Consider the following 12,704-nt stretch of genomic DNA (forward strand, 5'->3'; position numbering starts at 1 on the left):
GCTGGAGGTCGCCCGGTCATGTCATCCTCCCGTAGGCGTTTCGCTGTGGTCGGCGCCGCCCTGGCGCTCGCCGTGCCGCTCGCGGTCAACTCCGCGCACGCGGAAACCGCCGACGCCACCGCCAAGTCCTATACGGCCGCGCAGGTGCTGGCCGGCGTCAAGAAGAACAGCACGGACGCGAACAAGGTCAACTCCAAACCGCACATCAACACCATGACGCGGGCCAAGAACGTCAACGTCTACCAGGTGGCGAAGGGCGTCTACGCCTACGGTTCCGGACTGGCCGTCGACACCGACGGCAGCGACCCCGACCCCGATCCCGACCACCAGGGCACGACGACTTTCAAGGACAGCAACGGAAAGTCGCTCGGCGCGCACCACGTGCCGTTCTACGTCCTCGGCGACGACTGCTACGACAAGAAGAGCCCCTGCCCGCATTTCTTCTACAAGGAACACGGCATCAAGGGCCGTCAGTTCGCGCTGATGTTCTACAAGAGCAAGGTGATCGGCGCGATCTTCGGCGACACGCAGACCGCCAACGACCAGGACACTTCGGACAACGACTCGCGCGAATTGGGCGAGGCGTCGGTGAAGGCGGCTTCGCTGCTGGGAATGAACAGCAGCGGCACTGACGGCGGCGTCGACAACGGCGTGACCGTGGTGATCTTCTCCGGTTCGGACTGGGTCGTGAACGGCACCAACTCCAACCTGAACGCGACCGCTCAGGGCATGGTCACCAAGGCGCTGGACAGCCTTGGTGTGAGCATGGGTATCTGATTTCTCCGCCGAACGCGGTCACTGCCGAGGCTGGCAGTGGCCGCGTTTGACGTGTTGTTCTCCGGTTCGGTTGACGGCGAAGTTTGCGCTGTTCGCCAGTCTCCGGAGAAGATGTCTTATGGCGACCACGACCACCGTCATTGTCGACCAGGACGGCGGTGTCGACGACGCGCTTGCTCTCGTTCTCCTGGCCCGTGCGCCCGGGGTGGAGATCGTCGGCGTGGGTTCAGTGCACGGCAACGTGTCTTCGGCGGCCGCGGCCGACAACGGCTTGCGAGCGCTCGAGCTCGCGGGGGATCACTCGACACCGGTCGCGGTAGGAGCTTCTGATCCGCTTGCCCGTCCGCTGCATCTCGCCCATCCCGAAGACCTCCTGGGCAGGGCGGCGGGTTCGCCGAAGCGGGAGCCCGTACGGGAGGAAACCGCCGCTGAGCAACTGGTGCGTCTCGCCCGGGAGAGCCCCGGCCGGGTCGATCTTCTGACACTCGGCCCGCTCACCAATGTCGCGCTCGCTCTGCAGGCTGAACCCGAGTTGCCCCGGTTGGTCCGGCGCATGGTGTCGATGGCTGGCGCATTCGAGGTGACGGGCAATATCAGCGAGTGCGCGGAAAGCAATGTGTGGCACGACCCGGAGGCAGCGGCCCAGGTCGCGGCGGCTGGGTTCGACCTGACGCTGGTCCCTCTAGATGTGACCCGAAAAGCCACCGTCACCCGGCTATGGCTCGAACGCCTCGCTGCCGATCAGGACCGGCTGTGGGGGCGGATGGCGGCGATGCTCCTTGCCCTGCCGGGAAAGTTACCGGCTTTTCCGCTGCATGATCCCTTGGCCGCCGCGATCCTGCTCGACCCGTCGATCGCCAGGTTCCGCCACGCGTCGGTCACCGTCGACGTCGGGGAGCGGCGTGGGCAGACTCGAGCTGGGGAGGCGTCGCCCGGGGTGAACACGGCTGTCGTCGTTGCCGCTGATGCCAGCGCCCTGCTTGCACAGTTGACCCGCACTTTGCTGCCTGGTCGGCGCTAGGAGAGTGTCTTGTGGAAATTTCTTTCTCGCCGAGTCCCGTCTACACGCCTGCTGGGCGAGAACATGCCCATGCTGAAGGCTTGGCTGCCATTTCCCGACACGATTTGCAGTGGTATTTCTTCCTCGGCCAGCTTTCGATCTCCCATGCCGGAATCGGGATCGGGCCTCCGTGGGGATGGGTGCCGTTGTTCGACGCCATGTTCTGCGTGCGGAACGTGATGGCCGTCGCCCGGACAGGAAGCGGAACCTGGACGATCGACTTCACCGAGAACGCCGAACTCATCGTTTTCGACTTCGATCGAGGTTCCCTCCTGGTCACTCCGACCTATCTGGATGCCGTAGTGCATTGCTCCGCCGACGAATTCGTGGCCGCTGGGACCGGCTTCATCACGGGAGAACTGCGCCGGGTGCTGGCCGAGTACCCCTCGCTGGCCCGCAACCAAGCTGCTCGGACGCTGGCGCGGGACGTGGGGCTGGAGCTCCCCGCCGGGTAGTGCGGCTTCCCGGCTGCCCCTTTGTGTCGCGGAACAATCTTCTTTGGCGCGTCCCACAATCGCAAGACAATTTCCCTGGAAAACGCGCCAGTGAAGATCATCCCGTGTTGACGCCCCCTTTTCTTCTCCAGTACACCAGACCTCGGACTCGCCCTGTCCGGAGGTATTCGGGCAGGAGAAGAAAATCCCGGAAAGGAACGGCGTCGTGGCGAAAGCGGTGGGCATCGACCTGGGGACGACCAACTCGGTCATCGCGGTGCTGGAGGGCGGTCAGCCCGCGGTGATCGCCAATGCGGACGGGGCTCGGACGACCCCGTCGGTGGTCGCGTACACCGATTCGGGCGAGCGGCTGGTCGGGCAGCTCGCGCGGCGGCAGGCGATCATGAATCCGAAGGGCACGATCTCGTCGGCGAAGCGGTTCATCGGCCGCCGGTTCGACGAGGTGGCCAGTGAGATCGACGCGGTGTCCTACGACGTCGTGCCGGGGCCGGACGACGCGGTGCGGTTCGACGTGCACGGCAAGAAATACGCGCCGGAGGAGGTTTCGGCGCTCGTGTTGCGCAAGCTGGTGGACGACGCGTCGAAGTTCCTGGGCGAGAAGGTCACCGAGGCGGTCATCACGGTGCCGGCGTATTTCAACGACGCGCAGCGGCAGGCGACGAAGGACGCGGGCCGGATCGCGGGGCTCGAGGTGTTGCGGATCATCAACGAGCCGACCGCGGCGGCACTGGCTTACGGGCTCGACAAGAAGCAGCACGAGACGGTGCTGGTGTTCGACCTCGGCGGCGGCACGTTCGACGTCAGCGTGCTGGACATCGGCGACGGCGTCGTGGAAGTGCGCTCGACCGCGGGCGACACGCATCTGGGCGGCGACGACTTCGACCGCCGGGTCGTCGACCATCTCGCGGACCAGTTCGAGCAGGAGAACGGCATCGACCTGCGGGCGGATCCGCAAGCGCTGCAACGGTTGTTCGAGGCCGCGTCCAAGGCGAAGGAGGAGCTGTCCTCGGTCACGCAGACCACGATCAACCTGCCGTTCATCACCGCGGACGCGTCGGGGCCGAAGCATTTGAACACGACGTTGATGCGCTCCACTTTCGACCAGATCACCTCCGACCTCGTCGAGCGCTGCAAGGTGCCGGTGGAGCGGGCGCTGGCCGACGCCAAGCTCACCGCGAACGACATCGACGAGGTCATCCTGGTCGGCGGTTCGACGCGGATTCCGGCGGTGCAGGCGCTGGTGCGGCGCATGACCGGCGGCAAAGACCCGAACATGACGGTCAATCCGGACGAGGTCGTCGCCCTCGGCGCGGCGGTCCAGGCGGCCATCATCAAGGGCGAGGCCAAGGACGTCCTGCTCCTGGACGTCACCCCGCTTTCCCTCGGCATCGAGACGATGGGCGGCGTGATGACGAAGGTCATCGACCGCAACACCACGATCCCGGCCCGGCGCAAGGAAACCTTCTCCACCGCCGAGGACAATCAGTCCGCAGTGGACATCGTGGTCCTGCAGGGCGAACGCGAGAAGGCGGCGGACAACCGGGTGCTCGGCCGGTTCCGGCTCGAGAACATCCCGCCCGCCCCGCGCGGCGTGCCGCAGATCGAGGTCACCTACGACATCGACGCCAACGGCATCCTCAACGTCTCGGCCAAGGACACCAACTCCGGCCGGGAACAAACCATCACCATCTCCGAAAGCTCCAATTTGGACTCCGCGGACGTCGACCGCATGGTCGCCGACGCCGAGGCGCACCGGGCCGAGGACGCCAAGCTGCGCGAGATCGTCGACGCCCGCAACACCCTCGACAGCGCCGTTTACCAGGTGGAGAAAAGTGTCTCCGAGCTGGGCGAAGCGGTGCCGGTCAACGAGAAGGCCCGCGCGGAGAACCTTGCCGTGGACGCCCGGGACCTCCTCAAGCAGGACGAGCCGAGCCTGGCGAAGCTGCGGTCGATGACCTCGGAACTCCAGCAGTTGTTCCACGGTCTGTCCGCGGTCGCGTCCACCGCGGGCGACGCGCCCGGTGCGCAATCCCCAGACGACGGCGACGACGTGGTCGACGCCGAATTCACCACCTCCTGACCGCCATGGAGAACCAGCGGCAAGACGCCGCGGAATCGGAAAGCAGCACCGAACTCCAGGCCAGAGTCGCCGAGTTGGAGAACAACTGGCGCACCGCGCTGGCCGATCTGGACAACCTCCGCAAGCGCACTGTGCGGGACACCGTGCAGGTGCGGCAGCAGGAACGCAAGCGGGCCGCCAAAGAACTCCTGACCGTGCTGGACAGCTTGGACCTGGCCATCGGGCACGCCGAGGCGGACCCCGCAACCATCGTTGCCGGGGTGCAAGCGGTGCGTGCGCAGGCTGACCTGGCGATGTCCAACCTCGGGTTCCCGCGGCACGCGGACGACCAGGGGGAACCGTTCGACCCGCAGGTGCACGAGGCGGTGTCGGTCGTTCCGGCGGTGGGCGTCGAGCCGGGCACGGTGGTCCAGGTCGTGCGCCCCGGCTACGGCGACGCCGAGAACCAGTTGCGGCCCGCGGCGGTCGTGGTCGCGAAGGCGGATTGATGAGCGACAGCGAGGACTTCTACGAACTGCTCGGCGTCTCCCGGACAGCCAGCCAGGACGAGATTCAGAAGGCGTACCGCAAACTCGCCCGCAAGTACCACCCGGACGTCAACAAGGACCCGGGTGCGGAGGAGAAGTTCAAAGCCGTCTCCGAGGCGTACGACGTGCTTTCCGAACCGGAGAAACGCAAGCGCTACGACGCGTTCGGCAAGGACTTCCGGCAGGTTCCCCCGGACATGGACCCGGACACCTACGCGCGCGCCAAGGCGGGCGGCGGTTTCCAAGGCGGCTTCCAGAGCAGCGGTTTCCAGAGCGCCGAAGGAGTCAACTTCGAGGACCTCTTCGGCGGCATGTTCGGCGGCTTCCAAGGCCGTCAGCGCGGCCCGATCCCCGGCGCCGACCAGGAAGCTGGCGTCGAGATCCGCCTGGACGAGGCCTTCCACGGCGGACGGCGGTCGTTCACCCTCGACGGCCCGGAGGGTTCGCGCACGGTCGACGTCAACATCCCGGCCGGAGTGACCGACGGCAAACGCATCCGGCTGGCCGGGCAAGGCGGCTACGGCAGCGGCGAAGGCGCGCCGCGCGGCGACCTGTACCTGGTGGTGCATCTGGTGCACGACAAGCGCTACCGGGTAGAAGGCCGGGACGTGACCGTCGATCTTCCTTTGCTGCCCTCGGAAGCGGCGCTGGGCGCGACCGTCGCCATGGACCTTCCCGGCGGCGGCGAAGCGAAACTGAAAATCGCGGCGGGAACGTCCAGCGGACGAAAGCTGCGGTTGCGCGGCCGCGGCATCCCGAACAACCGGGGCAACCCCGGCGATCTGTACGCCGCAGTCAAGATCGTCGTCCCCCAGCACCTGACCGACGAGCAGCGGAAGCTCTACGAGGAGCTGGCCGCCGCCACCGACGACAACCCGAGGAGGCCGGGATGACCTACGCGCTCGTGCGCCGCAGCCCCGGCGCGGCGCATCTGGACCTGCCGACGTTCGCTCACGCGACCGGCCTGCATCCGGAGCTGGTCCGCCGGTTCACCGTGCTGGGCCTGCTGGAACCGGTCGAGGACGCGCGCGGCGAATGGTGGTTCCCGGTCGCGCAGGTGTCCGCGGCGGCCCGGATTCAGCGGCTGCGCGCCGGGTTCTCGCTGAACTACGCCGCGGTCGGCCTGGTCGCCGATCTGCTCGACCGCATCGCGGACCTCGAAGCGGACCTCCGTACCCGATCCCGACGCAGCGGAGACTGACCATGGATCCCAACCGGCTCACGCAGAAATCCCAGGAAGCGCTGCACGCCGCCCAAACCGCCGCGCTGAAATACGGCCAGCCGGAGGTCGACGGCGAACACCTGTTGCTCGCGCTGCTCGACCAGCCCGACGGGCTCGCGTCCCGGCTCCTCGAAGAGGCGGGCGCGGACCCGGCGCGGCTCAGGCAAGAGCTGGAAGCGGAACTCGGCCGCCGTCCCAAAGTGAGCGGCCCCGGCGTCACGCCCGGCGAAACCCGCGTGACCGCCCGGCTGGCCCGCGTGCTCGACGCGGCCGATCGCGAAGCGGGGCGGTTGAAGGACGATTACGTGTCCGCCGAACACCTCGTCGCGGCGTTGCTGGAGGAGGGGAGTTCGAGCGCGGCCGGACGGCTGTTGCGCGGCGCGGGCCTGACCCGGGACAAGTTCCTGGAGGTGCTGCGGAAGGTGCGCGGCAACCAGCGGGTCACCTCGGCGACGCCGGAATCCGCTTACGAGGCCTTGGAAAAGTACGGCCGCGACCTCGTCGCCGACGCGGCGGCGGGCAAGCTGGACCCGGTCATCGGGCGCGACGCGGAGATCCGCCGGGTGATCCAGATCCTGTCGCGCAAGACGAAGAACAACCCGGTGCTCACCGGCGATCCGGGCGTCGGCAAGACCGCGATCGTCGAAGGGCTCGCGCAGCGCATCGACCGCGGCGACGTGCCGGAAGGCCTCAAAGGCAAGACGGTGTTCTCGCTCGACCTCGGCGCGCTCGTCGCGGGCGCGAAGTACCGGGGCGAGTTCGAGGAGCGGCTGAAAGCGGTACTCAACGAGGTGACCGCGGCCGAGGGCCGGATCCTGTTGTTCGTCGACGAACTGCACACCGTCGTCGGCGCGGGTGCCACCGAAGGCGCGATGGACGCGGGCAACATGCTGAAGCCGGTGCTCGCGCGCGGCGAATTGCACCTGATCGGCGCGACGACGGCGGACGAATACCGCAAGTACATCGAGAAGGACGCCGCGCTCGAACGACGGTTCCAGCCGGTGCTGGTGGACGAGCCGTCGGTCGAGGACGCGATCTCGATCATGCGCGGGCTGCGCGAGCGGCTCGAAGTGTTCCACGGCGTGAAGATCCAGGACAGCGCGCTGGTCGCGGCCGTCGTGCTGAGCCATCGCTACATCTCGGACCGGTTCCTGCCGGACAAGGCGATCGACCTGGTGGACGAGGCGTGCGCGATGCTGCGCACGGAGATCGACTCGATGCCCGCCGAACTGGACGAGCTGAGCCGGCGGCTGACCCGCACTGAGATCGAGGAAGCCGCGCTGGCCAAGGAAACCGACGCGGCGAGCCATGCCCGGCTGGAAGAACTGCGTCGCGAACTGGTCGACCTGCGCGCCGAGGCGGGCGGGATGCGGACGCAGTGGGAGGCGGAACGCTCCGCGCTGCACAAGGTGCAGGCGCTGCGGGAGGAGATCGAGCAGGTCAGCCGGGACGCCGACGCGGCCGAGCGGGCCTACGACCTGAACAAGGCCGCCGAACTGCGCCACGGCAAGCTTCCCGAGCTGGAGCGTCGCCTGGTGGGCGAGGAAGAACTGCTCGCCACGCGGCAGGCGGGCACCCGGTTGCTGCGCGAGGTCGTGACGGAGGAGGAGATCGCGGCGGTCGTGTCGCGGTGGACCGGCATTCCGGTCAGCCGGCTGCAGGAGGGCGAGCGGGAGAAGCTGCTGCGCCTGGACGAACTGCTGCACGAGCGCGTGATCGGGCAGGACGAGGCGGTGCAGCTGGTCGCGGACGCGATCATCCGGGCGCGGTCGCGGATCAAGGACCCGCGCCGTCCGATCGGCTCATTCCTGTTCCTGGGCCCGACCGGGGTCGGCAAGACCGAACTGGCGAAGGCGCTCGCCGCGGATCTGTTCGACACCGAGGACAACATCGTCCGGATCGACATGAGCGAGTACCAGGAACGGCACACGGTCTCGCGGCTCGTCGGCGCGCCGCCCGGGTACGTCGGCTACGACGAGGGCGGCCAGCTCACCGAAGCCGTGCGACGCAAGCCGTATTCGGTGGTGCTGTTCGACGAGATCGAGAAGGCGCACGCGGACGTGTTCAACACGCTGCTGCAGGTGCTCGATGACGGACGGCTGACCGATTCGCAGGGCCGCACGGTCGACTTCCGCAACACGGTGATCATCATGACCTCCAACATCGGCGCGCATTTCCTGCTCGACGGCGTGAATGCCGAGGGCGAGATCACCGAGTCCGCGCGCGACGAGGTGATGGCGGCGCTGCGCGGCCACTTCCGGCCGGAGTTCCTCAACCGCATCGATGACATCGTGCTGTTCAAACCGCTGACGCTGCCGGAGATCGAACGGGTTGTCGAACTGATGCTGGGCGAACTGCGCAAGCGGCTCGCCGAGCAGAACATGACGCTGGAGGTGTCCGACAAGGCGCTGCGTTTCATCGCGGAACAGGGCTTCGACCCGGTGTACGGCGCCCGGCCGCTGCGCCGGTTCCTCGCCCGCGAGGTCGAGACCCGGATCGGACGCGCGCTGCTGGGCGGCGAGGCGCACGACAACACGGTCATCGACGTCAGCCTCGACAACGGCGTGCTCACCGTGACGTGCCGGGACCACGCGGCAGCGGCGTGATCCAATGACCGTCGGCGAACTCGTCGCGTGGGTCCGGCAACGGCTGCCGCGGCTGATCGAGGACATCTGCGCGACGGTGTGCGAGCGGATCGACCTCTACCGCGACGAGAAGATCGTGCCGCGCGCGGACCTGCACCGCTCGGTCGCGGTCAACGTGCGGTTCCTGGTCGACGCGCTCGGCGGGATCGAGGACCCGGACCAGGGCGCACCGCAGGAGACCGGCAGCAGGCGCGCGCACCAGGGCGCGCCGCTGCCGGAGGTGCTGCAGGTGTACCGGATCGGCACCGCGATGCTGTGGGACCTGCTGGCCGGGCACGCCCGCGAGACCGGCAGCACCGACGTGCTGATCGACGCGGCCAGCCTGCTCTGGCAGGTCACCGACGAGCACGCGGTGCACGTGACCGAGGCTTACCGGACGGCGAGCGCGGAGCTTCTCGTTGCCCAGCAACGGCGTCGCTCCGCGTTGGCCGAGGCGTTGTTCACCGGCCAGCGTCTCTCCGGCGCCGGACCGTGGGAAGCCGGACGGCTGCTCGGCCTGCCTCCGGACGGCAAACTCGCCGTCGTCGCGGCCGAGACGCGCGGGCTGGCCGAGGAGAGCCTGGTCGGCATCGAACGGCGGCTCGGGCAGCTCGGCATCGTGTCGGCGTGGCAGCTCACTCCGGCCTGGCAAGCCGGGCTGGTTTCGTTGCGCGACGAGCAATACCGCGCGGTGCTGACCGTGCTCAACGAAGTGGCGTTGACCCGCACCGGGGTGAGCCCGCTGTACACGTCGCTCGCCGACACTCCGCGCGCGCTGCACCTGGCGCGGACCGCACTGGCCAGCGGACCGCCCGAACGCGTCGAGGTCCGCGCGTTCGATCCCAGCCCGCTGGCCGCGCTGGTCGCCTACGACCCCGACGAGGGCCGTAGGCTCGGCGACCAGGTCTTCGGCCCGGTCCTGGATTTGCCCGCCGACGAACGAGATCTGCTCCTGGAGACCCTCGAGGCCTACTTCTCCGGCGGCGGCTCTTCCGAACGCGCCGGGCAGATCTTGCACTGTCACGCCAACACCGTCCGCTACCGGCTGCGGCGGATCCGGGAACTCACCAACCGGTCGCTCACCGATCCGCGCGACGTGGCCGAACTGGTCACCGCGATGCAAGCGCTGCGCGTCGACACTCAAGCCCGCTCTCAAAGGAACTGACGATGCACCAGATCACCGCGAAAACCCTCGGCACCCCGAGCGGCGGGCTCTTCGACAACCCGTGGCCGCCGGATTTCCCGGCCGCCGGACAGCGCGTCGCGATCTTTGCCTACGAAGTCACCAGGGTCGACGGCACTGACCAAAACATTCGCACGTATCACGTTGGTCCCGCCGAAACCGCCGCGCAGGGACCGATCGGATCGAGCCGCGACGAGCCGCAAGGCGTCACCGTGGCCTGGCGCGGCTGCGGCACCGGCACGGTCACGTCGGTGTCGGCGCCGCTGGGCCGCGAACGCACCTGCGAGGTCACGCCGGACGAGCCGGGCCTGCTCTGACCGCCCGGTAACCCGGTTTCGCGTCAATTCCTCACCGCAGGCGGCTGGCGAAGAACGACACGATTTCGCGGACTGCGTCGCCGCGCTGCTGTCCCGGAGACAGTTTGCCGACGCAGTCCGCGGGCGCGTCGTCCTCGCCGCCGATCTTGCCGGGGGACCATTCGGTGTTGAAGAAGTTGTGGTTGGCCCCGGTCAGCGTCACCGAACTGATGTCGGGGTTGCGTCCTTCGGCGTCCTTGACGTACTGCAGGCCCACGGTGCGGACCGCGCCGTCGCAGGTGCCGACGACCACCTTGAACGGCACCCGGGTGACCAGCACGTCGCTGTTGTCGTCCTCAGTGGAATTGAAATAGACCGGCGCGAGCGGGACGACCGCGCGGATCCGGACCCCGGCGGGCCATTCGGGCGTGTGCTTGTCGGAGGCCTGCCACATCACGCCCTTTCCGCCGCGGGAATGCCCCATCGTCCCGACCCGGGAGAGGTCGACGTGCCCGCGGAACCGCCCGAGCGTGCGGGCCAGCGGTCCCTCGCCGCGGGCGAGGTCGCGCCACAGCTCCAGATGCTTGTTGACCAGATGCGCGCGCGAGTAGTAACCCTCGTCGCCGAGCAGATGCGCGTTGATGGCGTTGGCGCTGATCGACACCACGATGAAGCCCCGCTCGGCCAGCTTCTCGCCGAGGTAGTCGTAGCCGCGGAAACTCGGCAGCGACCGCTGTCCCGGCGGACACGGCCAGTCGCCTCCCGGGGTCTTCGCGACCGGGTCCACGCAACTCCACCAGCTGCCGTGCTCCTGCACGATCAACGGATGCGGCCGTCCGCCGAGATCGCGCGGATAGTGCACGACGGCGGCCAGTTCCATCGGCACGGACACGGTCGGATCGTGGAAGGCCTGATCGCCGAGGTTGTACTCGACGACGCCGACGCCCTGTCCGGTTTCTGCTCCTGCTTGCGGTGCCGCGATGGTCACCGTGGCCAGCACCAATGCGGCGAGGGCCAGGCGAAGGAAAGTCATGCGGGAGAGGGTGCCGAGCGAGTGTCAGGGACTCGTGAGCGTCGGAGGAACGGGCCGATTCATTGCCCGATGAGTCCGGGTTTCCGGCTTGCTACTCACCTTCACCGAGATGATTCCGCCAATCGTTCTCCGTGAAGGGAATTGCGCCGACTGGATAACTAGTGCCGCCGAGTTTTACCGCCGCGTGGTACCAGCGGCGATTGCTCTCCACCATCTGCTCGGCGATCGCTGCGGTCCTTGCGTAGCGGAGTGCCGCGACGAGGAAGATCGTCGGCGCGTCCGGCACCCGGAAAAGGGGCGTGGTGAGCACGTCCGCGGGAACGGGGTAAGTCAGGATCAGCCCGGAATCTCCCAGGTCGGCGTGCGTGAGGTCGGACATGATCCCGTCGACGAAAGTGTCGACGGCGTGGTCGGGCAGAAACAGGTTCGCCCACGGATGCGGCGAACGCCATTCGCCGGTGGATTCGAGATAAACGACGGTTTCGTCAAGCCGGGTGGCGAACTCCGCATAACTGAGGTCTTCGATTTTGTCCCTAGCCGCGTCGAAACCGAGGCCGTCGAGCAAGGCGTCGTCCGGTTCCGCGGGCGGAGTGGAGAAAGCGGCGACGTCGAGCAGATGGAGCCAGCCCGCGTCGCCGGGGATGATCTGTCCTTGGAGAAAGTCGAACCGGCGCTCGCGGAGGAGTTTTCGTTGCTGCGTGCGAAGTTCGGCCGCAGTCGGGTAGTAGATCTTGACTCGCCGCACCCGCGCCGGCGCGGGAATGAGCGGAATGGTCGCGCGCACGATCACCCCGTCTCGGCCGAACCCGGCGAGCACCGCTGCGAAGAGGTCCGGTGCTTCGGTCGGGGAACAGGTCCGGAGTGCCCCGTCGCGGGTGACGACGTCGAGGGACAGCACGTTGTCGGTCTGCACCCCGTACCGGTGGCTCGTGCCGCCGATCCCGCCGACGGACAACGTCCCGCCGACGGAGAGGTGGAGGTAGTCGGTGAGGACGCGGGGAGTCAAGCCGTGCTGGAGAGTCGCCGCCAGGAGTTCGGCCCAGGTCGTACCGGCGTCGACGACTACGCGGTCCTCGCTGATGTCGTGCACGGTACTGAGGCCACTGAGGTCGAGCACGATGCCGGAAGCGGCCTGAGCCTGGCCCATGCCGGTGTGGCCCTGTCCTCGTGGCGTGACGGAAAGGCCGTGCTCCGCGGCGAAGCGGAGGACCTCGCTGACATCTCGGGACGAGCTGACCCGGGCGACCGCCAGCGGGGGACGGGAGACGATGCCGCCGAAGTCGGCAGCGGCGTAGGCGATTTCGGGTGGGTCGGTGGTCAGTGTGCCGTCGAGCTGGAGTCCTGCGAAGGGTTGCCCGGGCATGCACTGCCTCCTGGTGTCCTCGCCGTGCGCTTCGGCCACGGTAGCCCCGGAACGCTGTTCCGGTTCCGTGGCCGAAGTGCGCGG

12 protein-coding genes are annotated in these 12,704 nt (G+C 68.0%); 10 read left to right on the top strand and 2 right to left on the bottom strand.

Features of this window, described 5'->3' with window-relative positions:
- Window positions 1-45: 45 nt before the first annotated feature.
- From EIZ44_RS37250 to EIZ44_RS37295, 10 genes are all read left to right on the top strand, one after another.
- Entirely contained in the window at window positions 46-777 is a 732-nt protein-coding gene (locus EIZ44_RS37250; protein WP_205673423.1) for a glycoside hydrolase family 75 protein, read from the top strand.
- Between the two features lie 118 nt (window positions 778-895).
- Window positions 896-1,798, top strand: a complete 903-nt coding sequence (locus tag EIZ44_RS37255; protein WP_134733823.1) for a nucleoside hydrolase — start codon at window positions 896-898, stop codon at window positions 1,796-1,798.
- 80 nt (window positions 1,799-1,878) lie between these two features.
- On the top strand, window positions 1,879-2,292 hold the full coding sequence (locus tag EIZ44_RS37260; RefSeq protein ID WP_205673424.1) for a hypothetical protein: 414 nt from the start codon (window positions 1,879-1,881) through the stop codon (window positions 2,290-2,292).
- A 205-nt stretch (window positions 2,293-2,497) separates the two neighbouring features.
- On the top strand, window positions 2,498-4,372 hold the full coding sequence (gene dnaK, locus EIZ44_RS37265; protein WP_134733824.1) for a molecular chaperone DnaK: 1,875 nt from the start codon (window positions 2,498-2,500) through the stop codon (window positions 4,370-4,372).
- A gap of 5 nt (window positions 4,373-4,377) precedes the next feature.
- The gene (locus EIZ44_RS37270; protein WP_134733825.1) at window positions 4,378-4,860 is read left to right on the top strand and encodes a nucleotide exchange factor GrpE; all 483 of its coding nucleotides are present in this window, start codon (window positions 4,378-4,380) and stop codon (window positions 4,858-4,860) included.
- Window positions 4,860-5,792, top strand: a complete 933-nt coding sequence (locus EIZ44_RS37275) for a DnaJ C-terminal domain-containing protein (protein WP_134733826.1) — start codon at window positions 4,860-4,862, stop codon at window positions 5,790-5,792. The genes EIZ44_RS37270 and EIZ44_RS37275 overlap by 1 nt, the downstream gene beginning before the upstream one ends.
- Window positions 5,789-6,100 carry a chaperone modulator CbpM gene (locus tag EIZ44_RS37280; protein ID WP_051729788.1) on the top strand — a complete coding sequence of 104 codons (312 nt, stop codon included), beginning with the start codon at window positions 5,789-5,791 and terminating at the stop codon, window positions 6,098-6,100. Before EIZ44_RS37275 ends, EIZ44_RS37280 begins: the two co-directional genes overlap by 4 nt.
- Before the next feature lie 2 nt (window positions 6,101-6,102).
- Window positions 6,103-8,727, top strand: coding sequence for an ATP-dependent chaperone ClpB (gene clpB / locus EIZ44_RS37285; RefSeq protein WP_134733827.1), 2,625 nt, complete (start codon window positions 6,103-6,105; stop codon window positions 8,725-8,727).
- Window positions 8,728-8,731: 4 nt separating this feature from the next.
- Window positions 8,732-9,910: a PucR family transcriptional regulator gene (locus EIZ44_RS37290; RefSeq protein WP_134733828.1), complete on the top strand. Its 1,179-nt coding sequence runs from the start codon at window positions 8,732-8,734 to the stop codon at window positions 9,908-9,910.
- Between the two features lie 2 nt (window positions 9,911-9,912).
- Entirely contained in the window at window positions 9,913-10,245 is a 333-nt protein-coding gene (locus tag EIZ44_RS37295; protein WP_134733829.1) for a hypothetical protein, read from the top strand.
- Window positions 10,246-10,276: 31 nt separating this feature from the next.
- On the opposite strand, the gene EIZ44_RS37300 is transcribed toward EIZ44_RS37295, so the two are convergent.
- Both EIZ44_RS37300 and EIZ44_RS37305 read right to left on the bottom strand, forming a co-directional pair.
- Window positions 10,277-11,257, bottom strand: coding sequence for an alpha/beta hydrolase family protein (locus EIZ44_RS37300; protein ID WP_134733830.1), 981 nt, complete (start codon window positions 11,255-11,257; stop codon window positions 10,277-10,279).
- 91 nt (window positions 11,258-11,348) lie between these two features.
- Window positions 11,349-12,620 (bottom strand): FAD-binding protein, encoded by a 1,272-nt coding sequence (locus EIZ44_RS37305; protein WP_134733831.1) that lies wholly within the window; start codon window positions 12,618-12,620, stop codon window positions 11,349-11,351.
- Window positions 12,621-12,704 lie beyond the last annotated feature (84 nt).

This window comes from Amycolatopsis nivea (assembly GCF_004522235.1).
Taxonomy (GTDB): Bacteria; Actinomycetota; Actinomycetes; order Mycobacteriales; family Pseudonocardiaceae; genus Amycolatopsis; species Amycolatopsis nivea.

Bases quoted from the DNA above. Each gene is read 5' to 3' on its own strand.
- EIZ44_RS37255 (WP_134733823.1), top strand. From the start codon at position 896: ATGGCGACCACGACCACCGTCATTGTCGACCAGGACGGCGGTGTCGAC.
- EIZ44_RS37270 (WP_134733825.1), top strand. From the start codon at position 4,378: ATGGAGAACCAGCGGCAAGACGCCGCGGAATCGGAAAGCAGCACCGAA.
- EIZ44_RS37275 (WP_134733826.1), top strand. From the start codon at position 4,860: ATGAGCGACAGCGAGGACTTCTACGAACTGCTCGGCGTCTCCCGGACA.
- EIZ44_RS37280 (WP_051729788.1), top strand. From the start codon at position 5,789: ATGACCTACGCGCTCGTGCGCCGCAGCCCCGGCGCGGCGCATCTGGAC.
- clpB (WP_134733827.1), top strand. From the start codon at position 6,103: ATGGATCCCAACCGGCTCACGCAGAAATCCCAGGAAGCGCTGCACGCC.
- EIZ44_RS37290 (WP_134733828.1), top strand. From the start codon at position 8,732: ATGACCGTCGGCGAACTCGTCGCGTGGGTCCGGCAACGGCTGCCGCGG.
- EIZ44_RS37295 (WP_134733829.1), top strand. From the start codon at position 9,913: ATGCACCAGATCACCGCGAAAACCCTCGGCACCCCGAGCGGCGGGCTC.
- EIZ44_RS37300 (WP_134733830.1), bottom strand. From the start codon at position 11,257: ATGACTTTCCTTCGCCTGGCCCTCGCCGCATTGGTGCTGGCCACGGTG.
- EIZ44_RS37305 (WP_134733831.1), bottom strand. From the start codon at position 12,620: ATGCCCGGGCAACCCTTCGCAGGACTCCAGCTCGACGGCACACTGACC.